This window comes from Sphingobacterium sp. UBA5670, assembly GCF_002420705.1.
GTDB lineage: Bacteria > Bacteroidota > Bacteroidia > Sphingobacteriales > Sphingobacteriaceae > Sphingobacterium.
Genome location: NZ_DIIM01000001.1, coordinates 19128 through 43830 on the forward strand (window position 1 = coordinate 19128; position 24703 = coordinate 43830).

The following is a 24703-nucleotide window of genomic DNA, read 5'->3' on the forward strand; positions in this document are numbered from 1 at the left end:
ATTACTGTAAAATGAGTATCAATTAAGACGTTGTTCTCAATTTATTGTTTAAGTCTTATGAGTATTGACCCAACTTTATTTTGAGAAATCGGAATCGTGATGGGCGGATTTTTGTTCTACCTACATTTTATTTGGAACAAGTCTAAATAGAGTGTATATTTGGATGCTTTGAAAACCTCGATACGTAAAATAGAGATTAACAGAAAACAATTCGAAGAGTTCTTTCAATTGTATTGGAAGAGGATGTTTTCATTTGCGCTTAAAAGCGTGGAAGATGAAGATGATGCAAAAGAAATTGTCCAAGATGTATTTAAATCTCTCTGGGAACGAAGATATCACCTTCATTTACAAGATGCTGAACGTTATCTCATACGTTCGGTTAAATTAAAATCGCTGGAGTTCTTAAGGAATAAAGGAAATAAAGAGAGACACCATGAAGTGATCTCAAATAATACTAGCGAATCTTACGAAGATAATTATATCTATTACAAAGAACTAAAAAATCATTTGGATGATGCTGTTGAGTCTTTACCGAGGCAATGTAAAAATGTTTATAAACTGAGCCGTGATGAAGGATTAACCAACAGGGAAATCGCAACAAACCTATTAATTACAGAAAGAGCAGTTGAGTACCATATCAGCAAGGCATTATCAGTCATTAAAATAAGACTTAAAAAGTATTGTAATATCAATATTGCTAGATTCCTATTAATTACTTTTTTGTACTTTTGAATGTACACGTATTATCAAAAGATGGAAATCAACCAAGATATACTTAAAAAATATGCTTCAGGTCAATGTTCTGGGGCCGACAAGCATTTGGTAGAAAAATGGCTGAACAATGATTCTTGGGATAGTATGTTGGAAAATAAGGATATAAACGAGGAAATCGGATCTGACTTATGGAATAACCTTTCTACGACCATTTCTCAAAATAGAAAATTATATTGGGCAAGATTGACAGCTGCTGCAGCAGTAATTTTTGTCCTCGGTTTTTCAGTATTCCATTTCTCACACCCTGCTTTGGATAATCTTACATTTACCAACACATCGGTTGAAAACAGCAAACTCTTTACTGAAGATCATTATGATGTTCAATTAAGTAAAAACAGCACAGCCAATATCGATCTGGTCAATAAAAAACTTACTTTTTCAGGCGATTTTATCATTAAACCCAAAAGGGATTTCGAGCTTTTGGATAGTAACCACAATACCTTGATATTTAAAGCTGGAAGGGAATATTTTGTCTCTGACTCTCCAGATTTTGGTAAAATAGTTGCCTTTCAGAAAAGTGATTTAGCTTTTTTACCATCCACTATGCAGATTAAAATCAGGGAACAATTTCAAAGCATTTAATAGACAAACATGAAGCGATTATTGTTGTGGTCTTTCCTTGCAATTTCTATTTTTTCCTGTAGCCGAAGTCCTGAAAAAAATATAAATCCGAATTTTGTTTTTTGCCTGTTCAATAAAGAAGAGGCCCCAACCAGCTTACTGTTTTCCGAGCATTTGGACGACACGAATAGTCCGACTTTAGAAATCCCACTGTCTACTTCGCGTATACAAGAAAGAGAATATATTTATAAAAACGGTTTTTTTTATAGATTATCAAGTCAAACCAGCCTGTTTAAAAAATACCAATTGCAAGGTTCTTCTCTAGTTCTTATCGATAGCATTCAATTAAAAAACAGTGATTTTGAAACCATAACATGGAAAGACGATAAAAATCTCGTTGCGCTCTGTCGGGAAAATTTTACGGAGAATACCTCTCAAGCTAGACTCTATCAGATTAACGTTGCGGCTATGAAAATCATCAAAGAGGATACGATTGTCCTGCCGTTTGCGACAAAAGAATATAAAGCGCTACATCTTGGTCTTGTGGATATTGAAAATAACAATCTCTGGATCGCCTATTCTTTTTTTAAATCATCTGGAAAATATGGGCATACTACATCTGATACAACTTATTACGCAACTATAAAATACGATAGCTTTAAACTTTTAAATATTCAGAAAGAAACCCGTTCAACTTATCCCGGCGGTTTCAATATTATCCAATCCTACAGTTTTAAAGACGAACAGGGAGATTATTATTTTATGACTAACCCCGGCATCGCACTGGGCAACAACCTTAAATTACCAACGGCTATTTTTAGAAAAAAGAAAGGTCAGCAACTCGTCGATCAAGACTTTATGATTAATATTTCCAAGTCAATCGGAAATCATGCTTATGGGATCTGGTACGCTGGAAATGGGAAGGCCATTATACGCAATGAACAGAAAAAACTGTACACTGATTTTTCCAATTATCATTCCGTCTATCAGTTTGAATACAGGATAGTCGATTTAAAATCTGGTTATATCGAAAAAATTCAGCTTCCGCTAGATAAAGGGACGCAGAAAGAAAATGTCTGGACCGATACAAGATATGTATATATTGCTATTGATGACGTACATGATGAGCATCGCGTATGGAGGTACAATCTACAGACAAAAGAGATTTCGAAAGGTCTCAAACTCCCCAATACAGCAAATTTTACTGTTCGTATGAATTATATGAAATAGTAAACTATTACCGCAAAAAAATAACACTCATAATCAACCATTTGTATATTTTTTCGAAAAATATCTAAAATCAACATTCGGTAATAGATCAGTATAGGCAACTCTCTTGTATATACTTAATCTAAATAAAAATGTTGAAATCAACATCTACTTTTGTACTGTTATTCATTTTTACTGTATTTACACAGGCTCAAACTTCCAAAAAGAATGCTGTTTCAGGCTTTGTCAAAGATAATTTTGGGACACCTATTCCAGGGGCGACAATACGACTAAAAGATCAGAGCACAGGTACATCTTCAGATGTTGACGGCTATTACAAACTGCAGACAGCCCTATCTGGTAACGCTATCATACAGGTTACCGCAGTCGGGTATAGCTCCGAGGAGCGGGCAATAAATGATAAGTTTATTCAGGATTTCCAGCTCAAAGAAGATCGTAATTACATCGATGAAGTTGTTGTCTCTGCGCCTGGAAAAACAGAAAATGAACACAAAGTTGCTGAGATAAAGCGATCGGGCTTTAATGTCAGTGTCATTGACATGAATAAACATGCCAACGAAGCTGCCAATCTAACCCAGGTATTGAAAAGAGCTACCGGAGTGACTATACGTGAAGATGGTGGACTAGGATCCAATTTTGTATTCCGCATCAATGGGCTAAATGCTAAAATTTACATCGACGGAGTGCCCATGGAGAACTTTGGTTCTTCGATGTCATTAAATAATATTCCAGTCAATCTGATTGATCGCGTCGAAGTTTACAAAGGTGTCGTGCCTGCTTTTTTGGGTTCAGATGCGCTCGGAGGTGCTGTCAATATCATTACAAAACGCCGTGCAAGGCCTTATCTGGATCTGAGTTATTCCTATGGTTCATTTAACACCCATCAGGCGGCCATTGTGGGTACCTTTACTAATCCCAAAAACAAACTATCCTTCAGGATGAATGCATTTTACAATCATTCAGACAATGATTATAACATGTACACCAATGAAAAGTACAATGTTCTTATTGAGAAAACTGTCGAAAACAAGTATGTCACGCTTCCTAAAGCTAAGCGATTTAACGATGCCTATACTTCGGCAATGGGGCAACTGGAGGTTGGTTTTCGCGATGTACACTGGGCTGATCAATTTTATGCCGGTCTGACCTATTCGCAAAATCACAAGGAAAACCAGCTCAGAGCTTCCATTAGCAAAGTGTTTGGCGGAATGTGGTCTGAAAGCAATTATCTGATGCCAACCTTAAGCTATAAAAAAAGTAATTTTCTTGTTAATCGCTTATATGCAGATATTTTCACAAGCTATAGCTACGATACCAGATATGCGCGCGATACAGCTATGTACAATTACGACTGGTCTGGAAACTGGATCTCGAATTACAAAGGCACTGCGCCGAATGCGCAAATGGATACAAAATACAATTTGTCAAACTATCTGGCGCGGGTGAATCTAAACTATGATTTTGACGAAGCCCGTAATCAAAGCTTAAACTTCAACTACAATTTCAACAGCAACGATCAGAAACAATATGATCTAATCGGCAATTATGACCGTTCAGGTTTGCCATCCTATCTGGGCAGACATATTTTGGGTTTATCATGGCAAAACCAATGGTTTGACAAGCGCCTATCAAATGTATTAGCCGTAAAATACTACCGCATGAATGCCTCAAAAGATATTGACGAACGCATCTTTGATGCAAATAACAATTTAATCAGCGGCGGAATAATCAGTCAAAAAAAACAAGGGAATTACTATAGCATGAGCCTAGCCTCTCGGTATAGGATAACCAAGGATGGTGGATGGAAACTATCTTATGAAAGAGCATACAATTTACCGTCCATGACAGCGCTTTATGGTGACGGTATCAATACAATATCCAACTGGGATTTGAAGCCGGAACGCAGCGACAATATCAATACCGGATTTTATTACAATACGTACATCAATCAGGACCATTTTCTAAATGTTGACGTAACAGGTTTCTATCGTTTGGCAGATAACTATATAAACAGCCGTGCGGTCATGCAGAATGGAAATTCCTTTTTTCAAAGCTACAATGAGGAAGGTGTGAAGCTCTACGGCTTTGAGGCCGAAGTCAAATACGGCTTTAAAGATCTGTTGTCGGTTACCCTAAATGGCTCTTACGATAAAGCTACTTACAACAAAAAATACACAGACGATTCACGCCAGCAAATCAGTATAAATTATGGCAAGCAACTCATTAACCGACCTTGGGTTTATGGAAATGCAGACATTAGTCTGATCCAGAATAACTGGTTTCAAAAAGGAAGCAGAATACAACTTTCATACTTATATCAATATACACATTGGTTTTACCTCACCGAATCAGATCAAGGATCGCTTGAATCCAAAGATCTCATTCCATCTCAAAATGTCCACTCCGCGGTACTTAGTTACGCCTGGGACCGCAACAAATACAATGTATCCTTTGAGGCGAGAAATCTAACAGATGAAAGAGCATACGACAATTTTCGCCTACAGCGGCCTGGACGTGCATTCTACGTCAAGCTGAGATTATCCATTATGTAAAAAACAAATAAATACATATTTTTTATGAAAATCAACAAATTCGCCATTGCAATATTCGCTGCGGCTGCATTATTTACTTCGTGCAAGAAATCTCCCGACACGACTTCACCTGATGAAACTACACCGACTTCAAATAGCTTATATAGTGTATGGGTGACCACCGCGGCTGGATCTTCTTATCTGCTCACAGCTGATAATTTAATGAAAGATACGTTATTGACTCCCAATAACAATCAAGGAATTGATATTACTTCTCACCTACCAGCATCATTTTATGCCGTTTATGCCTACGCCTATGAAGGTAAATATTACCTCTCAAATGACGGCACCCGATTCAGTCAATTTGAAGTGGTCAATAGTAAGTCTTGGAAAGAAACGAACAACTATGCCTTCCCTGGAAACTTCTACTTGGGTAAAGTCTTAAAAGATATCAGCACAAAAAATGAGATGGTATTTACCAAAACTGCGGGGACAACAAATAAGGAGAAAAATGTGCTGGAACAACCCATCTATTTTATGAACATCAACAACATGACGATCAATAAAACAATGGGTATCGAAATACCAATGATCACGTTTAATCCTAAAACTCCTGAAGGGAAAGACCATAACCCTTATATCGTACCAACAAGCTTTTCGCAAATAGGCGACAAATTATTTGTCGGTCACAAATATAGAAGTAATGAAACCCGTAAGGATATTATCGATACAGCCTACATGTATGTATGTGATTACCCTAGTTTGGCAAATGGTAAAATCGTAAAAGATGCTCGCGGGGGCTTTGCTGCCGGTCACTGGGAAGTTCAGACACTTACTTTTACAGACGACAATAATGACCTATACATTGTAACCAAAAAGACAGATGCAGCGACATATGGCTTGTTACGTATTAAATCGGGACAGACTACTTTCGATCCAGATTATTTCTTCGACTTAAAAGATTACAACGTATTTAGCAACAACATATCACAGGTACAGAAACTAGGCGATGGTAAAGTATATATAAGTCCTTTTGTAATTGATCCCGCAAATAAAAAAATCGTGGCAGATCTACGGATTTTAGTCGGTGGCGGCGAATCAAAAACGACGATGAACTTTATGGAGAACGGAAAACTATACGATATCTTTAAAACAGACGAGTCTAAATGGTATGTATATGAATACGATCCAGCAAAAAATTCGGTAAAACGCGGTGCCGAGATCGATCCGGGAATTACGCAAGTTTATCACCTAAATAAGCTCAAATAAATACCCGCAAAACTCTCAGAAATACCTAGCCGGATATACAGTCAGCGCTATTTTGCCTAATGCTCAGTGTACAAATTCGGAGCTAGGTATTTCTATATTGACAACGCATACATTCAAATCAAATGAAAACACTATTAATAACCTTCCTCCTATACTTTATTATGCTATCTGCTTCAGCACGCGCTGTATTTATTGATACATCACTGAGCTTTGCCGTAAAATAACTGGAAATGGCGATAAGAAAGAAAAGAAATAATTCAACGGTTCGGCTGGTCAATAATTGGCTGCACCTCTGGCTGGGATTGATCTCTGGAATTATTGTCTTTGTCATCTGTCTGATGGCCTGCCTTTGGGTTTTTAACCATGAAATTATGGATCTTGTTATTCCGAAAAAAGAACGGCAATATATCCTTGCAGCTAGCAAATCTCTGGTTTCCCCATCCCAAATTAGCAGAATCGCAGACTCTCTTTACCCGAACAGCAGGGTACGTAGTATTACATATACAAGAGATTATCCAGTTTCATTTACCATGCTAGCAAAAGAAACTGGGCACACTGAAAACACAAAACCGGAAGTCCACCTGCTGCATCCCTATACAGGTAAGTATCTTGGCGTAAAAACTGAAGACAATTCAGAAGAAGCAAGACGAAGAGAAAAATTAAACAGCTTTTTTGCATGGACACTCAATGGACACCGTTTCTTATGGCTTCCACGGGATATTGGGCGTCCCATTGTCAACTATGCCACCTTGATATTCAGTATTACTCTAATGACTGGATTAGTGTGGTGGTACCCAAAAAAATGGACAAAATCAACACGGGAAAAAAGCTTTAAGATCAAGTGGAAAGCAGGCTGGAAACGGGTCAATCTGGACCTTCATAATGTAGTTGGTTTTTATTCTTTTCTTTTAATTCTATTATTGGCCGTGACAGGAATGTACTATGGTATCGACTGGTTTAACAGAGCACTTTATTGGTCTACAAACTGGGGAACCCCACTGGCCGAACGAACTTCCGTGCATTCAGATTCGACGAGGATCGATCAGTTAGCATATTTCCCAAAGGCTTTTGATCAAGAGATCCAAGGCATTCTTACGCAATATAAAGATCCTCATTACCTGACAATCACTTATCCGGATACTGAAAAAAAAGACGCTACCATTTCGGTATATATCCGTAATAATATGGATAGACAGTATAACAACCGCTATTATTCATTTGATCAGTATACAGGAAATTTTCTACCAAATAATATAACACTGTTTAATAAAGACTTCTACGAACTCAGTGCCGGAGAAAAATTCAGAAGACTTAATTACGATATACATGTAGGTTCTATTGGGGGATTTCCAACAAAATTACTCGCTTTTTTTCTCACATTTATCGCAGGATCACTACCTGTTACAGGTTTTATTATTTGGTATAATCGCAAATGGGGAAAGAAAAAAGGCCGTAATAATTCAATGAAAGAATCTGATGCTATTTGTGACAATATGGTTCCAAATACGCAGGGAAATGCACAGGTAAGAAAACCAAAAATCCGCTTTCGCCCAAAATCAACAAATACATAGGTTTACTAACTACTATTTAATTTATGCTAATGACGGTCCTTTCACTAGAAAGGACAAAGAGGATACTTTTATGACTAAATCGACATTATTATCTATTCTGCTTTCTAGTTCTGCCGTAGGGTTAATGGCACAGACAAAAATAGCCGGAAAAATCTTTGACAAAGATGGGCATCCGATTAAAGGCGCTACCGCCAGCCTTCTACATTTGCCGGATTCAGCATTAGTCATGCAGGCAGATGCAGCCAAAGATGGCTCATTTCTATTCCATGTTATAAAAAATGGAGACTATGTGATCCGCTATAGCTCTATTGGACACACAAGCGTGTTCAGTAGATCCTATCGGCTGACAGGAGAACATCAAACGACAGTTCCTATTTTTCTACAGCCGGTCGAACATCGGATGGAAACTGTTCATGTAACCGGAAAGCAGGCCGGCATACGCCAATACGCCGATAAAATGGTTGTTGATGTAGAGGGGAGCGTTCTGGCTGAAGGAAACAATGTCCTCGAGCTACTAGAAAAAACACCTGGTCTTGTTTCCGATGGAAAAGGCAATTTTTCAATTCAGGGTCGTGCCGGAGCCAACGTACGAATTAATGGCCGTGATATGTATGTATCGGGCGAACAACTTGCAAGCATCTTGCGTGGGCTTCAGGCATCTGAAGTGGCAAAACTAGAGCTGATCAGTAATCCCTCTGCCCGTGAAGATGCCTCCGGAACAGCAGGGATTATCAATATCGTAACAAAGAGAAATACAAAAGTAGGTTTTGGAGGCGATGCATTCCTGCGTGCCGGACATGGTCGACAATTCTATGGTGGCTTCGGTGGCGGCTTACATTATAAAGTAAACGGCCTAGATATGTACGTACAGGGTAATAAGAGCTATGACCGTGGCAACAGCCATAATCAGACCGAAAGAAGCTTTTTTAATCAGGGAAATTTGACCTCCTTTCAAAGACAGTATGAAAACAAAAAACTAGACGACGCCTCTTTTCACAGCGTTCGGGCTGGAGCAAAATATGAATTTTCTGATGGTGGAATCCTCGATGGAAGTGTACACTGGATGTATGGCAATTATAAGCCGTATGCATCAATCGAAATGGATACCTGGAACTATCCTGCAAACGTGCAAACTGAACGTGCACTGAGTAACAATCAGTTTGATGAATCTTTCAAAAACTGGACATTTAACATCAATTACGTCAATAAATACGAGGGAGAAGATCATTTTTTAAAATTTAATTTCGACTTTGCTCCCCACGGAAATGACTACAATAATCGTTTCGAAACAAATAAATTCGATTTGCAATCGGAAAAACAATCCACTACCGGAAGGACCAATGTACAAGATCTAAGCAATACGACTTATTCCGGAAGGCTTGATTATAGTAAACCGTTAACTGATTCCAGTAAAATTGAGCTGGGCTGGAAAGGCACCTATTTTTTTATCAATAATGATGTCATCAATACCGTATTGGATAATGGCTCTTGGAAAAAGGATCCAAATACTTCCAATCGTTTTCAATACACACAACATATTGAAGCACTCTATGCGATATTTTCCGGGAAATCAAAAAAAATAGAATATCAGGTCGGTTTGCGCGGTGAATATACCTTCATCAATGCCAATCAGGTTACATTGAACAAAAAAAATAATCAACGTTATTTTGATTTGTTTCCAAGCGGATCTTTTTTGTACCATTTGAACGAAAAAAACACGCTGAGGACATCTTTTAGCAGCCGTATAGAAAGACCCGGCGATCACGACATTAATGTATTTAGGGTCTATGAAGATGCTTATAGTTACAATGAAGGAAATCCAGACTTAAAACCTGAAAAGAGTTACATTTCCGAAATAGGCCATGGCTACAAAAACAAGTTATTTACTACTTTGGGTTTATCTTATGGGCGAGATATGATCAATTGGATTGTCCGTCAAGGAGATAAAGTTGGCGAAAATCTATCTAGACCAGAAAATATTGGACGCTATCTGAATTATAGCGGAAGTGTCATGTACAATCAAACTTTTCGCACCTGGTGGACAGCAAGTCACTATATCAATGCTTTTTACAACAACTATTCTGGCGAAATCGGAAATGTAAATCTAAATTCAAAAGGATCTAGCTGGACGGCTAACAGCCGGCATACACTGCAATTCAAATATGGGTTTCGCACTGAAATAGCACTTTATTATCGGTCAGGCATTACCACAGGTCCTTCAAGAACAGACAAACGGTACGGTATGGATCTGGCAGCAGAAAAGAAGATGTTCGGAGATCGAGGCATGATCAAACTGACCGCTAATGGTTTACTCAGAAATGCAAATCCGCAATTGATCAGCGAGTATGGAGACCTAAAAGTGTTTTACTCAGATTTTCCAGATAATAGAAAAGTCTTGCTGTCCCTAAGCTATCGATTCGGAAGCTAAACAGGATAAAAACTATTAAATGAAAACCAGCTAATCCAACAATTTCATTTGAAAGCTATTGATTGAATAGAAAACCCTAAACAGCTTCAAACTTAGGGGAAGAATTCGACTCGAATCTATTCTGAAATTTCTTAAAAAAATAAAGAACTAATAAAAACTGGGAATATCCGTAAACGGCGTCTTCAACGGGGATGGTGAGTATCCTAAAACCCATAAAATCTTCTGGGTTATAATTGACTATCGGAGATTCTAACCCTGTTCCGGTTAGTATGCCATTCACGGGTAAAAAACCTAGCATCAGCAAAGTAAAGACCAGGGAAGCTTGGGTAATCCATTGTACCCGGAGCACAAAATGAAAGATCAATAGTGTAAATATTGTAACAAGAGCAGTCACTAGCGTGTAGATACGGTCAGCATATCGAAGCGCAATGACTGCACATATAATCGTACTCACAAAAACCAAGATGTTATTAAAAGCACTTAGCGATTCTAATTTGAAAAATTTGTCAATACAGAAATAGGTAAAAATGCAGGAAAATGGAATAAAGATAAAAAATAACCATTCTTCTAAGGGAAGGCCTGCTATAACCAGACCTATCGTATATTTTGTATCAAACCACCAGACTCCACGGCTAGTAAACCAGATATCCCAAGCAATAAAAAACACGGCAACAAGAACTGATGCTTTAAAAAATGGAACAAACTCACGGTCAAATCGCAGTCGCTTATCGAAAGATGCGACAAAGCAGACAATTACCGTAAAAAATAAGATAAGCGCATAAGTATACTGCATCACGTTTTTTCATTATTACTATACATTTTAAAATATTTGATCGGAACATACAAAAAGCCGAAACACTCCCCATCTTCCTTCCCCAAATGCTTATGATGTTGCTTGTGGGCACGCCGGAGCGCCAAAAAGTATCTATTGTTTGTTTTGCTCAACAGTTTAAATCTTTGATGGATAAAAATATCATGTACAAAAAAATAGGCCATGCCATACAGCATAATACCTAAACCAATAAAAAATAGATAATTATAATCTCTCAGAGAACCAAAATACATCAGCGCGATGGTGGGCAGTGCAAAGATGACAAAGAAATAATCATTTTTTTCTAAAAAGCCATCGTTACTGTGATCATGATGGTCTCGATGCAATCCCCATAGAAAACCATGCATAATATACTTGTGAATCAACCAAGTGGCACCTTCCATGGCAATAAAAGTAATCAGTAAAATAATAAGATTCATAGGCTATCTGCTAATAATTTATAAATAGGCCGCTTTATAACGCAAATAGCTCTTAAAAGCTACATAAGCCTTTTCAGTATTGGGAATCCGGATCCGCTTTTCTAAAATTTCCTTTGAAGATTTCTTACGAATCTTGGCGAATAGCGAAAGATAGTATTTATAAGCTAGATAAACCCCAAATTTCGCTGATGCCGGTAATTTTTTAATTCCCAAAAGCGCTTCTTTAAATTCCTGTTGGATTTCTTCCTCGATTTGACTTTTTAGTGTATTGTCAAACACAGCCATATCTAAGTTTGGGAAGTAGGTACGGCCAAGCACCTGATAATCATCCTTGAGATCGCGCAAAAAGTTTATTTTTTGGAACGCGGATCCCAATTTCATCGCATAAGGTTTCAATTCGTCATAGCGCTGTTTATTTCCTTCTGTAAAGACCTGTAAACACATGAGTCCAACTACTTCGGCTGAACCGTAAATATACTCTTTATAAAGTTCCGAACTATAATCCACCTTTTTTAAGTCCATTTCCATGCTATGGAGAAATTGACGGATGAGATCAATGTCGATGCGATATTTCCTTACAGTTTCCTGAAAGGATTGCAAGATTGGATTCAGCGAAATCCCCTCTTCGAGGGCATGATTTGTCTCCAAGTATAATCTGGCTAGTAACCGTTGTTTATCATAACCATGAAAACTATCTACGATCTCGTCTGCGAGTCTGACATACCCATAAATTGCATATATACTAGCGCGAATGCTGGGTTTAAGGGCTAAAATACCGAGCGAAAAACTCGTACTATATTTTTCGGTCGTTTTTTTGCTCACTTCATAAGCGAGTTCATCAAATAGCTGTTTCATGGTCTTACGGATTATAATTTAATTTAATCGCTTCCTGGGCGACTAGTTTTCCAGATATAATAGATGGTGGCACACCTGGCCCGGGTACCGTCAACTGTCCAGTATAAAAAAGATTGTACACTTTTTTATTTCTAATTTTGGGTTTCCAGACAGCAGTCTGTTTTAATGTATTTGCCAAGCCGTAGGCATTCCCGCCATAAGCGTTATAATCGATGGCAAAATCACTGACACAGTAACTTCGTTTAAAAACGATCTGTTCATACAGATCTTTTGTTCCTGTTTGTTTTTCAAGACGTTTTAACATTTGCTTCAGATACTTCTCGCGCGTCTCCTCTCCATCCCCAATATTCGTCGCCAATGGCATCAATAGAAAAAGATTCTCCTGATTTTCTGGGGCAACATCTAAGTCGGTTTTTGAAGGACAGCACGCATAAAATAACGGGTTTTGAGGCCATTTTTTTTCGCCATAGATGCAATCAATATGATCATCTAGATCGTGCTCAAAGAAGAGCGTATGATGTCTCAAGTTAGGAATGGCTGATCTCATACCGAGATAATAAATCAAACTAGAAGGCGCAAAGGTCCTACTCTCCCAATAAGCATCATCATAGTTTCTCAGTTCCTTAGGCAATAGTGTTTCGACGTGATGGTAATCGGCCGAGGCGACAATAAGATCAAATGCAATACTCTTTCCGTTAACCATAATCGAAGTGATAGCGTTTTTTTCGATCAGAAATTCATCAACATTATGGTTAAAATAAAACGTTGCCCCCTGCTTTTTAGCGACTTGCTGCATCGCTAGCACCAGCTGATAAAATCCGCCTTTGGGATAATGAGTCCCTAAGGCATAGCCCCCATAGTTCATCAAGCTGTACAATGCGGGAATATCTTTGGGTGAAGCACCCAAAAAAATGACCGGAAATTCCATCAGTGTGCGGAGTCTTTTATCTTTAAAATAATGTGCCACATAGGATCTAAAATTGGAAAGCAAATCCAATTTAAAGGCACTTAGAGCTATTTTTGGTGATAGAAATTCACGCCAATTGTGACATGGTTTGTATACAAAATCACGCATCCCTACTTCATATTTAAATTTGGCTGCTTCCATAAATTTATCGAGCTGCTTTGCAGCCCCCTTTTCTATGGATTCGAATAATTGTCTCAAATCCTCATAACAGGAGGGAACGCTAATTTTCCCAGTATCAAAGATCATCTCAAATTGTGGGTTCAGCGAGACGAGCTCAAAAAAATGCGCAGCACTGTAGCCAAAATCCGAAAAGTACGATTCTATGATATCCGGCATCCAATACCAACTGGGGCCCATGTCAAACTTGAAACCCTCTGAAGTCGAAAACTGCCTCGCCCGCCCACCGGGTTGTGGATGTTTCTCAAAAACATGCACATCATAGCCCGCTTTTGCCATATAAGACGCTGCCGAAAGGCCTGAAAAACCGGCACCGATGATCGCAACTTTCTTTCTCATTTTGCATTCCATTTTAGCTTCCCGCATGGTTGACCGATACGAGTCCATTATTCACCTGATTCATTCTTTGATTTCAATTTCTTCCAACAACTTTTCAGGGCCAATATTTCTCTCATAAATGACCTGATGAAAATTGCTCATTTTATTTAACAAGCCAATAAGCGCTATCTTCTCCGCATGAGTGAGATCGGCTGAAACAATCTTGGTAGCATAGCGTATCTTTTCCATTTGTCCATCCAAAGCTGCTAGCCCCTTTTCGGTAATATTGATCAGCTTACTGCGTTTGTCAAATTCAGAATCATGCTGTGCAATCCAGTCCTGCTTGATTAGTCTATTAATGATTGCCATACCAACAGGTTTCTCATGAATATTCCGCTTGATCAGTTCCATCTTCGTCATCTCACCAAATGATCTCAATGTGATCAAATAAATAAATTCCTCTTGTGTAGAAAAATCAGATCCATTTATTGCTGCCTTCGAGTAGCTCTTCGCAAACCTATTCATATGCACAAGCAAGGTACTTATTACACTCTCCGGACTACGCCCCTTTTCTTTACCTTCCCAATCCGGCTCTATTGATTCGCCCAATAACTCATCTGCTATCCAAGTTTTAAACCCCTCCGCATCATCCGTGTACCTCTTTTCCGAATTTTCATCTTCAAATTGCTCAACTAAGTCAAGTATCTCTTTCAAAAGTCTATACTTCATAACGCTAAATTAAAACATAAATATACCATTAATAGTTTTAATTATTTTAAAAATGTCTAAAAATAGAATAAAATTATACTTTAAAAATTCAAATATTTGTTTTAACCTAGACTGAATGAAAATATCCGGCTACTATTCCAAGATTTGTATCAAGAAATAGAAGCCGGATTTATTTAATATAGACTTAATTTTCCCCGTGATAGAGATCGGAAAATATCTTTGACAATTTAGCCGGTTCCTCTCTCCATGCAGCATACATCCCTTGCCCCATTTCGTCTGGAATGACATCAAGTTTCCCTAGAGCTATACTTTCTAATATTTTTATTGCGATACTGTCTGGGTCTGGCATATCCCAATCAATCCCCTTATTCATATCGGTGTCAATAGCTCCTGGATTGACAGCATATACAGACACATCTTTTTTTGCCAATTCGATTCGCACAGACTGCGTGGCAGAATATAGGGCTGCTTTAGAAGCCGCATATCCAGCAATAGAAGGTAAAGGGGAATAAGCAGCAATCGAAACAATATTGATCAGGATAGATGGCTTATTCCTGATCAAGATCGGAGCAAACGCGCGCATCATTTTTATTGTCCCAAAATAATTTACTTTCAAGTCGCTTTCCATGTCTATTAGGCTTCCTTCAAGCACATTTCCCTGGTTTAAGGTCCCTGCATTATTAATCAGAATTTCAGTATCTGAGGCCGTGATTGCAGTTACGGCAACTTGCTTATCAACCGTGATATCTAACTGCAGCGGCACTATCCGATCATCATCGAACGCTGGCATCTTTTTTAAATCGCGGCAGGTTACATATATTTTCCTTGCCTCACTGTTGAGGAGCGCCTTTACGAAAGATTTGCCAACGCCTCTATTGGCTCCCGTAATCAAAATGACTTTGTCTTTAAAAATTTGCATAGTGTTTTATTTATCATTCAACACAAAGCTATTTTGAAAGATAGTCCAATAAAATCCGAAATATGCGATAATAAAAATGCAATCGACATGCTGGACTATAATAAGAGTATATTCATAAAAAGTTAGTTGGAATCACTTACGTTTTGATCATCATAATCGGTTGCCCCCCCTATCAAAATTGCGTAAAGGTTTTCTGGTTTAACGGGCTTGACTAGCCATCTATTTATACCCATGGATTGACAATGCTGCTCAATATTCTGTATACCTGAATCAAATATTGGAATAATATTTTGTTCAAAACTGTTGTTAAATTTTTTTTCGCGAATATTCTTTATTGTTTCTATACCGCTCATGATGGGCAATTGATTGTCGATCAGAATAGCACCAAAATGACGTCCTGCCTTCAACATCTGTAAGACTTCAAAGCCATTTTTTGCGTGTACCGTATTAACCTTCTTTAAAGATAACATTTGAGCCAATGCATTCCGCTCTGATTCTTCCTCTGCAACGACCAGTACATTCCCAACTTTTCTCAATCCTTCCCATTCATCCATTTCCCAAACAGAACGCACTTTAATAGTGAAAAAGAAACGGCTCCCTACACCAAAGTTGCTTTCCAATTTCAATTCACTTCCCATCATTTTAAGCAATTTATTTGATATTGTCAGTCCAAGACCGGTGCCGCCATACCGTTTGGTCATCGAGTTATCCGCTTGCGAAAATGCATCAAATATTTCCTCCAATTTGTCTTGTCTAATTCCTATGCCCGTGTCCTTGACGCTGAAACACAAAACTGCTTCATCGGCTTCATGTGACACGACTGTAATACTTAATTCAATCTTTCCCTTTTCGGTAAATTTTGTAGCGTTGCTCAGCAGGTTCATCAGGACCTGCTTAATGCGGAGCGCATCAATCCAGATATAGTGGGGTACATTGGCGGCGATATCCAGATAAAACTCCAAATTTTTGGCTTTGATCTGCATATTCAGAAAGTTGGTGAGCTGAACGACCAATTCATAGAGATCTGCCTGTTCAATATCCAGTTCAAGCTTGCCGGCTTCTATTTTAGAGAAGTCTAGTATGTCATTTACAATCCCAAGCAACAAATTGGCAGATTGATCAACGATAGTGAGATACTCACGTTGTGTATCTTCAAGCGCTGTCCCCAGCAATAAATCTGTAAAGCCAACAATTCCATTTAAAGGTGTACGAAGCTCATGGCTCATATTAGCCAAAAATTGAGATTTTGCCGCACTTGCCTGTTCTGCTATTTGTTTTGCCTTTTCTAGCTCCTCCCGTTGATGAACAATCCTACTAATATCTGTCGCAACGCCCAGATAACCGATGACTTCTTCGTTGATATCCCTTATAATCGTAACCGCCAAAGAAACATGTAATCTAGTTCCATCTTTCCGACAATAGGTCCACTCCCGCTGTTCGGCACCGTGTAACTCGGCAGTCTCAACAAATATCCTAAAACCATCTACCGAATGCCCCAGCTCCATTTCCAGTTCCTTAGCTCTCGATAACAGCTCCTGTTCTACATGAAAATGCTCAGGACCAAATTTGCCGATCACCTCTTCGCTACTGTAGCCCAGAAGATTTTCGGCTCCTGTATTGAACAATGTAATTACGCCAGACGTATCAGTCGCAATAATCGCGACGGCGGAAGTTGCACCAAGCACTTCCGCAAGCATTTTTTTCGAATTCGAAGATTCAGCTTCTATCCGTTTACGTTTGTCAATATCCTGGAAGGTACCATACAGCCGAACACAATGACCATTTTCAAAATCGGCATTCCCCAGTGCACGTATCCACAGTTCATGGCCTGCAAAGGTGATAATCTCAAGTTCCAGATCCCAAGACTCTCCCGTCGCAAGTGCATGCTCAATGGCTGTACGGATTTTATCCCGGCTTGGTCCCGCTTTATAGAAATTGAGTGCAGTCGTAAGGTCTGGCTCATACCCCGCAGGTACTTCATGTATCTCTCTTGTAATTTCAGACCAAACAATCTTTCCATCGAGCAGTGTATATTCCCATCCTCCTATTCGTGCCACTCGTCCAGTTCTTATCAACATAGCCTGCGCATGTTTAAGTTCTTTTTCCAGATGGTGCTGCTCGGTAATATCTACCGCATTGCCTATCACATAGGGGATCTTATTACCATGGGTTTGCAGAATATTATTAAACATCCAAATGCGCATCTCACCTGAACGAGTAAGGGTACGCATTTCACCTTTAATTATTCCGCGCTGTTTGATTGCCTCTAGGTAACCTTGTAAATTCTTGTGTCCTTCCGAAGGAACAATATCGAAAAGAGATAACATTTGGATCTCATCTCTTGTGTAGCCTAATATCTTAGCCCCAGCATCATTGACAGTTATGAAATTTCCATTCAGGTCGTGCGTACACATAAGCCCTTGAGAATTATCGAAAAAAGCTTTCAGTTTTTGCTCGCTTTCTTTATACTTTTCTTTCTCCTTCCGGTTGACAATAAGTGTGACGACTTCATCTCGTAGAAGTTCCAGTATTTCTTTTTGATGCGGATCAAGTTGCCTTGGAACACGATCGATAACACATAACGCACCTAGAGCATATCCATTGGGATCAATTAATGGCAAACCGGCATAATAACGAATATGTGGTTCTGAAGTAACAAGTTCATTGGATCTGAAGCGTTCATCTTTTTCGGCATCTTCCACCTCCATCAGTTGATCTTCTTCGAGTGCATACTGACAAAAAGATACATCACGTGAGGTTTCTTGCGTTGCCAGGCCAACTCGTGATTTAAACCATTGTTTATCTCTATCCACCAATGAAATCAGTGAAATAGGTGTACTGCATACGAGCGATGCAATTTTTGTGATACGGTCGAATTCCTCCTCTGTTGCTGTATTTAAAATTTCGTATTCATGCAACACACGTATCCGATCTGATTCATTTGTAGTCGATAATTTAGCATTCATACAAAAGTCTGTATACGTTATTACTTACTCTTTTTAATTACTTATAGGTCTTCAATTATAACTCGTGGTAAAGTCGCTGTTATATGCCGCGATTCTTTAATGATTGGCCTCAATAATCCTATTTTCTACCGAACAAGACTTATAGAAAGCTCAACAAAATCTATATTAAATGTCTAAAAGCGGAGGAATAACAGCATCTTAAAATATAAACATGAACAACACCACATTAAAAAAGTTTTAAATAAAAAAAACATTTAACTTTAAAAAAAGAATCTATCCCACTGATTACTAATCGTAAATGAAGTATTATATACCTTTATATGATAGAAATTATCCAAATCTAACTTCTTTTATTTCCTTAATATCGACCTGAGATACATGAGCACTTCGCAAATACCGTTTTAGGCAATAACATATACTGACCCCTATAAAATAAAGATTCACAAAAATCATTGTTCGAAATAGTCTATTAAATATATCGTTGCCACGAATGTTCGCATCAATTTTTCAACATCGAGAAATAATTTGTAAAAAAATTTAAATCTGATAAATCCAAGATCTTCAAAACGTCGTAAATAGGGATAAGTACAGAAAATTATAAACTAAAAGACTTTTGTTATGGAAAAGACAACAACATCCCACAATGAGTCACTATTGACCCCGGATAGTGAAATTGACAGCAGAGATCTCCGCAGAAGAGATTTTCTAAAATTTGCAGGAGCCAGCGCCGCTTCGCTCGCTATACTGGGGCTGTCCAGTTGCAAAAAAGATCGTGATGATGGAATGGACAACGGCGGTAAAGGCTTATATTTTGGCAGCGGAGATATTGCCATATTGAACTATGCTTATGCACTCGAACAGCTTGAAGCTGCATTTTACATTCAGCTTGTCAACAATCCATACGCTGGTATGACCGATATGGAAAAAGCATTTTTTACCGATATACGTGATCATGAGATCGCCCATCGTGAATTTTTTAAAGTCGCTTTAGGAGCCAAAGCGATTTCCAGTCTTGATTTAAATCTTTCAGGAATCAATTTCAGTAGCCGTGAAAACGTGCTGGCAACGGCCAAAACATTTGAAGACCTGGGTGTATCGGCCTATAACGGTGCAGGTTGGTTAATAAAGGATCCAAATTATCTGTTATTGGCTGGTAAGATTGTTTCAGTCGAAGCAAGGCATGCTGCCTGGGTTCGAGACATGATAGATAATGGCAGTTTTGCGAATCAAGAAGTTGTCGATTCCAATGGACTAGATGTTGCCAAAAGCCCAAGTGTCGTGCTGAGTGCAGCCGCTCCATTTATCAAATCGAAAATCGATGTATCGGATCTACCCACTTATTAATTCACCTAAATTTAATTATCATGAATCTTTTAAACGTTTTTGAACAAATAAATGCTGTAGATCCTGAGTTCAGCGATCGCATCAGCCCACGTCGTGAGGCTATTAAAGATCTAGCTTCCATGAGCAAAAAAGTCACATTAGCTGCTCTCCCATTTTTTGTAGCGGAGCTCTTTAAAAAAGCCTACGGAGCCACGGCACCAACGGACGTTACTGGCGTTCTTAATTATGCATTGACCCTGGAATATCTTGAAGCGGAATATTATACGATGGGCGTTGCCAAATCTGGACTGATCCCCTCGGGCAAACCACTAGGAGCAATCACAACCATCCGTGACCATGAAGTGGCACATGTCAATTTTTTGAAACAGGTACTGGGAAATAAGGCGGTCTCCAAGCCAACTTTCGATTTTACGGCAGGGGGAACATTTGGAAATGTCTTTAGTGATTACGATACCTTTTTAGCCGTAGCACAGGCATTTGAAGATACTGGTGTAAGAGCATATAAAGGTCAGGCAGGTATCTTACTCGGCAATCGCGTTGTGCTCACAGCGGCATTGCAAATCCACTCGGTCGAAGCAAGACATGCCTCACACATCCGTCAGATGCGTCGCGCACGCGGAGGTGCTGCAGCAAACCAAAAACCTTGGATTACAGGAGCCAATGATACCGGAATCGGTGCGGTAGTCAATCCTATATACACTGGCGAGGATAACGTAAAGCAAGCAAATGTTGATATTACCGCTCTCAGTGGTCCAATGGGGAAAATTTCAGCAAGTGCAGCTACACAATCTTTTGATGAACCACTTTCTGCTGAGGCTGTACTTAATATTGCAGGTTTATTTATAAAATCCTAACAAAAGACGTAGTTTACCTGTTTTAGAATGTCCTGATCAGTTAATCCTGTCAGGGCATTTTTTAAATACTTCCCATCACACAAAGCGCGCTAAGCGTCGGCGCATCTTTTCCACCAGCATCTTCTAAGGTGATTGCAAAAGCTTGGGCTGCAGGAATGTCCAGCATTTTACTTGCAATATCTCCATTCGCATCCAACGGAAAAATACCCGCATTAACGGGTTTGCCATCCACCATTGCCCACAGCTGATATTGCTTTCCTTTAGGTGCAACAGGCATGTGCTCAAGACTAAGATAAACTGACTTTGACACTTGATCCCAAAATACCAGTGCACGGTAATCTGGTTTATTCTCGACTCCTTTGAGCGGAATTGTTTTGATCGCTGGATTCTGAACAAGATTCCATTTATCCTGTAAAACAGCTAATTTCGATTGCTGTTTATGCAGCAGACTAGTCTTCTGATCCAACTGATTCTCATGATCACCATTACGCTGATACAAAAATATATTGGCCCCAATACTAATTGCTAACAACAGGCTGGCAGCGATGGCCCAACGATAAGATTTGAGCGGAACAATTTCCTTATTGCGTTCAATAGAAATCTGCTCATTAACTTCTTCTGACGGCAAATCACTATGTTCGGTAATTTCTATATCTTGGTTAGGAATTAGATTTTCGGCATTCAGTTTATTCCAGATAACTTCTTTTAATTGCATAGGCATCTCCATCGCCTGGCTATCTGCCAACTCTTCAAGCGCAATTTCCGCTTCAGCGATGGCATTTTCCACTTCGACATTATTTTTTCGAATACAATTTAAGATACTCACTTCCTCCTCAGAAGCAAGGCCTAAAACGTACGATTCAATAATCCCCGACGATATGTATGCTTTTATATCCAAAATTAACGATACTCCTTTAATAATTGTTGTAACTGTATAAATGCTGCTCTAGTCCGTGTCTTTACCGTTCCTAGAGGGACTTCAAGTTGCTCGGCAATTTCTTGCTGTGTATATCCCTCATAATAGGCCATTTCAATCAAGATACGCCATTCAGGCTTTAAGTTATCCAAAATATTCTTGAATCCAATAAAATCTGCTTTTGTATGTTGCTCGTTTTGACTTTGATCTTGCTCTTCATCCCTATTTACGATATTTGAAAGCGGCTGGTTTTTCTTTTCGTTGATTATCGCTTTTGATTTCCGATGATCCAGGGCGGTATTGCGGGCAATATTAATCATCCAGGTATATAGACGGCCTTTTTCTGTATCGAAAAGATCGATATGCCGCCAGATTTTGACGAATACATCCTGAATCACTTCTTCAGCATGTTCACTTGAATCCACGATACGGCAAATCACCCCAAAGAGCGCACTGGCATAGTGATCATAGAGATAACTAAATGCTTGTTGATTCTTTTTTTTCAATAAAAGAATTAATGTCTCCTCAGAAAGATTATGTAATGGACTCAAATCTTATGTTTATAATAACCTAAAGATGAATATTAAAAATTAGAAAAAAAAGCTGCTGAAAGTAAAACAAGTTAAAGTACCTACGAAACAAGTTAAAATACTTATTACATAATCTTTTAAATTGACGGATGAATTTCCGAACGAATCGGATTTATCAACAACATATCACATGTCGCTAGATAAAATTCATCAATTAGCTGAATAATTAAATCGTTCTTTTCACTATCGACAGTTAATCCAACCCAATTCCTGGAAGGAAGATATTTACTTCGTGTCCATTGAAGAGGCTGTTCTTGTTGTCTTTCTGAACGCAGCCATTCTAAGCCACTATCATTGAAATAGATCTTTTCATTCGACAAATCCATCACAATAAAAGGTCTTTTCTAAAAATAGAAAATACTCATATTAAGATCAGCAATTACATTCAGTCGGATATGTTTTTTGAGATGCATGTGTGCATTTAGGTGGTTCAGTATTGACATCGATTTAGTATTGGTTATAAAACATGTTTCAATCTGCCAAAACAATCAAGCCGAGCTAAATTGTCCGTCAGAGGTGAAATCAAATCTAATCCAATGGACGAAGTAACCAGGGGTAGATTTTGGTCTAATAGGTGGAAAAAAAATATCCATAGGTCCTTTACTTATTTTATTTAACATGCTGAGTTTTCTTCAATATGGCTTAGTTTTGGTTAATAAGAATATTCATATGATACGATACAAAACTCTTATTTTTAGCTTAGTGATCTTTACACTAGCAAGTTGCCTTTCTAAAAAGGAAGTGAAGTCAGATACTGCAGGCCCTGCCCTCATATACCTAACCGAAGGGCAGGAGAAATCCCTAAAAGAATTTCCGATAGCTGTTAAATTTAACGGTATTTCAGAAGATAGCCGTTGTCCGGAAGGAGTCAACTGTATTTGGGCGGGAGTTGCTGTTGCAGAAATTGAAATCATGGAAAAATCAACCAAACCGGTTCAATTGAATCTTGCCACAATGGACATGAAGGAAAGAGATTATCAGAAATCAGCTAATTTCAACGGATATACGATCACCCTCCAAAATGTCTTACCCTATCCAAACGCAGAACAGGGAACTCAAGGATTAAAAGGCAGCTATAAAATAGCTATTTTAGTCCAAAAACTAGGGCGTAATTGATTGCATAATCCAAATCTTCAAAGCTACAGAAAGCAGCCTATAATTATATACATAGATAATTATTGACTCATTCCTTGAAAAATAATATCTTTGCCAAAACCCTATTTATGAAAAAGCTTTTTAAATTTATCAAGATCACATTTTTTTCTATTCTGGCTATCATTATCCTGTTATTCCTTTATTTTATTATTTCCAATAAGTTATTTATCGGAAGTACCAGCAAGGAAAACACAGATTACCTCAGCCAGCATAGGGCCGATATTAAAGACAGTATTGTGGCTACATTATTCGACAATAACTTTTACAAGTCGGATGTATTTTTACTTGGAGAAATCCATGGTTATGCTGATAATCAAAAAATAGACAAAGAGCTTTTGTTCTTTCTGAATAAAAAACTTCAAGTGAAATACTATATCGCAGAAATGGATAGCAACAATGCAAATAAACTAAATACTTTTCTCTCCAACCCAGCGAAAGATAACGCATTATTAAAAGATGTGGTCAGTTCTATACGAAAGCGAATTCCGCAGCAATCGAGCTTGGAACTATATCAAAAATGGGTTGATATTTATGACTATAACCAAAAATTAGCCGACACCGCAAAAATTACAGTAATTGGTATTGACAAAAGCTTTTCAGACGATAAATCCACAATATCCAGAGACTCAGCTATGCTGTTAAACCTGGAAAATTATATCAAAACGCACCATATCGAGGGTGAAAAACTATATGGACTATTTGGTTTTTTCCATGTTTTACAGAAAGGAAAAGATGCAGCCAAAGAGCCTCTTGCCACACGCTTAAAAAACAAAGGGTATAAAGTATCAAGCTTTATAAGTTATACTATCGATAGTGACATGTACCTTCCAAAAAACCCTCAATTTCCTACTCCTTCAAACGAAAAAGTAAATTGGGTAAATGCAGATGGCCCCCTTATGCTCGTTAAGGGTATAGGAGATCTAAAGGAGTTAAGTCAGCCAAATAGTATTTCTTTGTTTAAACTCGATGCGCCGCATTCCCCTTACCTTAGATCCCAAAATTTAATAACAGTGAAATCTAGGCTATTTGGCGAAAATATTGTACCAGTACAAACAACTTATACGACAGATTATTTTCAATATGTCTTTTTATTAAGAAATTCAAAGGCATTAACAAAACTTAATTAGGATAGCAAATATCCAGTCGTAAAAAATTGGCCAAACAACCCGCTAGTAGATCATATGGTAAAAGACAAGGATCGATAAAAAAATATTCTGTTCATAAACAGGATGATCCATATTTAAAACAGGGAATATAGCCTATTCACTTGCAAGATATCACTTTGGTTCATATATTTG

General features: G+C 38.3%; 21 protein-coding genes. 11 read left to right on the forward strand and 10 right to left on the reverse strand.

Annotated features, from left to right (window positions below):
- The first annotated feature begins 168 nt into the window (after nucleotides 1–168).
- From B3C94_RS00080 to B3C94_RS00110, 7 genes are all read left to right on the forward strand, one after another.
- A complete protein-coding gene (locus B3C94_RS00080; protein ID WP_293897623.1) occupies nucleotides 169–732 on the forward strand; it encodes an RNA polymerase sigma-70 factor in 564 nt (187 codons plus the stop codon).
- Between the two features lie 21 nt (nucleotides 733–753).
- A complete protein-coding gene (locus B3C94_RS00085) occupies nucleotides 754–1356 on the forward strand; it encodes a hypothetical protein (RefSeq protein ID WP_293897229.1) in 603 nt (200 codons plus the stop codon).
- A gap of 9 nt (nucleotides 1357–1365) precedes the next feature.
- The gene (locus B3C94_RS00090) at nucleotides 1366–2565 is read left to right on the forward strand and encodes a hypothetical protein (RefSeq protein ID WP_293897231.1); all 1200 of its coding nucleotides are present in this window, start codon (nucleotides 1366–1368) and stop codon (nucleotides 2563–2565) included.
- A gap of 131 nt (nucleotides 2566–2696) precedes the next feature.
- Entirely contained in the window at nucleotides 2697–5117 is a 2421-nt protein-coding gene (locus B3C94_RS00095; protein WP_293897233.1) for a TonB-dependent receptor, read from the forward strand.
- Between the two features lie 24 nt (nucleotides 5118–5141).
- Nucleotides 5142–6365, forward strand: a complete 1224-nt coding sequence (locus B3C94_RS00100) for a hypothetical protein (protein WP_293897235.1) — start codon at nucleotides 5142–5144, stop codon at nucleotides 6363–6365.
- 230 nt (nucleotides 6366–6595) lie between these two features.
- Nucleotides 6596–7936 carry a PepSY-associated TM helix domain-containing protein gene (locus B3C94_RS00105; RefSeq protein ID WP_293897237.1) on the forward strand — a complete coding sequence of 447 codons (1341 nt, stop codon included), beginning with the start codon at nucleotides 6596–6598 and terminating at the stop codon, nucleotides 7934–7936.
- A 70-nt stretch (nucleotides 7937–8006) separates the two neighbouring features.
- Nucleotides 8007–10364 carry a TonB-dependent receptor domain-containing protein gene (locus B3C94_RS00110; protein ID WP_293897239.1) on the forward strand — a complete coding sequence of 786 codons (2358 nt, stop codon included), beginning with the start codon at nucleotides 8007–8009 and terminating at the stop codon, nucleotides 10362–10364.
- Between the two features lie 76 nt (nucleotides 10365–10440).
- On the opposite strand, the gene B3C94_RS00115 is transcribed toward B3C94_RS00110, so the two are convergent.
- The 7 genes from B3C94_RS00115 to B3C94_RS00145 form a co-directional block, all read right to left on the reverse strand.
- Entirely contained in the window at nucleotides 10441–11157 is a 717-nt protein-coding gene (locus B3C94_RS00115) for a lycopene cyclase domain-containing protein (RefSeq protein WP_293897241.1), read from the reverse strand.
- A complete protein-coding gene (locus B3C94_RS00120) occupies nucleotides 11157–11615 on the reverse strand; it encodes a sterol desaturase family protein (protein WP_293897243.1) in 459 nt (152 codons plus the stop codon). Before B3C94_RS00120 ends, B3C94_RS00115 begins: the two co-directional genes overlap by 1 nt.
- Before the next feature lie 18 nt (nucleotides 11616–11633).
- Nucleotides 11634–12470, reverse strand: a complete 837-nt coding sequence (locus tag B3C94_RS00125; protein ID WP_293897245.1) for a phytoene/squalene synthase family protein — start codon at nucleotides 12468–12470, stop codon at nucleotides 11634–11636.
- A 4-nt stretch (nucleotides 12471–12474) separates the two neighbouring features.
- Complete coding sequence (locus B3C94_RS00130) at nucleotides 12475–13953, reverse strand: phytoene desaturase family protein (RefSeq protein ID WP_293897247.1); 1479 nt, start codon at nucleotides 13951–13953, stop codon at nucleotides 12475–12477.
- A 60-nt stretch (nucleotides 13954–14013) separates the two neighbouring features.
- Complete coding sequence (locus tag B3C94_RS00135) at nucleotides 14014–14661, reverse strand: MarR family winged helix-turn-helix transcriptional regulator (protein WP_293897249.1); 648 nt, start codon at nucleotides 14659–14661, stop codon at nucleotides 14014–14016.
- Between the two features lie 184 nt (nucleotides 14662–14845).
- Complete coding sequence (locus B3C94_RS00140; RefSeq protein ID WP_293897250.1) at nucleotides 14846–15580, reverse strand: SDR family NAD(P)-dependent oxidoreductase; 735 nt, start codon at nucleotides 15578–15580, stop codon at nucleotides 14846–14848.
- A 122-nt stretch (nucleotides 15581–15702) separates the two neighbouring features.
- Nucleotides 15703–18546 carry a PAS domain S-box protein gene (locus tag B3C94_RS00145; protein WP_293897251.1) on the reverse strand — a complete coding sequence of 948 codons (2844 nt, stop codon included), beginning with the start codon at nucleotides 18544–18546 and terminating at the stop codon, nucleotides 15703–15705.
- Between the two features lie 618 nt (nucleotides 18547–19164).
- Here B3C94_RS00145 and B3C94_RS00150 point away from each other — a divergent pair.
- Together B3C94_RS00150 and B3C94_RS00155 are read left to right on the forward strand one after the other, a co-directional pair.
- A complete protein-coding gene (locus tag B3C94_RS00150) occupies nucleotides 19165–19890 on the forward strand; it encodes a ferritin-like domain-containing protein (protein WP_293897252.1) in 726 nt (241 codons plus the stop codon).
- 20 nt (nucleotides 19891–19910) lie between these two features.
- The gene (locus tag B3C94_RS00155; protein ID WP_293897253.1) at nucleotides 19911–20744 is read left to right on the forward strand and encodes a ferritin-like domain-containing protein; all 834 of its coding nucleotides are present in this window, start codon (nucleotides 19911–19913) and stop codon (nucleotides 20742–20744) included.
- Between the two features lie 61 nt (nucleotides 20745–20805).
- Here B3C94_RS00155 and B3C94_RS00160 read toward each other — a convergent pair whose 3' ends face one another.
- The 3 genes from B3C94_RS00160 to B3C94_RS00170 all read right to left on the reverse strand — a co-directional run bounded on the left by B3C94_RS00160 (nucleotide 20806) and on the right by B3C94_RS00170 (nucleotide 22576).
- Complete coding sequence (locus tag B3C94_RS00160) at nucleotides 20806–21642, reverse strand: anti-sigma factor (protein ID WP_293897255.1); 837 nt, start codon at nucleotides 21640–21642, stop codon at nucleotides 20806–20808.
- Between the two features lie 2 nt (nucleotides 21643–21644).
- Entirely contained in the window at nucleotides 21645–22211 is a 567-nt protein-coding gene (locus B3C94_RS00165) for an RNA polymerase sigma factor (RefSeq protein WP_293897257.1), read from the reverse strand.
- Nucleotides 22212–22327: 116 nt separating this feature from the next.
- Nucleotides 22328–22576: a hypothetical protein gene (locus tag B3C94_RS00170; protein WP_293897259.1), complete on the reverse strand. Its 249-nt coding sequence runs from the start codon at nucleotides 22574–22576 to the stop codon at nucleotides 22328–22330.
- Nucleotides 22577–22919: 343 nt separating this feature from the next.
- Here B3C94_RS00170 and B3C94_RS00175 point away from each other — a divergent pair, with 343 nt between their 5' ends.
- Both B3C94_RS00175 and B3C94_RS00180 read left to right on the forward strand, forming a co-directional pair.
- Nucleotides 22920–23366, forward strand: a complete 447-nt coding sequence (locus tag B3C94_RS00175; RefSeq protein WP_293897261.1) for a hypothetical protein — start codon at nucleotides 22920–22922, stop codon at nucleotides 23364–23366.
- 107 nt (nucleotides 23367–23473) lie between these two features.
- Nucleotides 23474–24532, forward strand: a complete 1059-nt coding sequence (locus B3C94_RS00180) for a hypothetical protein (protein WP_293897263.1) — start codon at nucleotides 23474–23476, stop codon at nucleotides 24530–24532.
- Nucleotides 24533–24703: the final 171 nt, after the last annotated feature.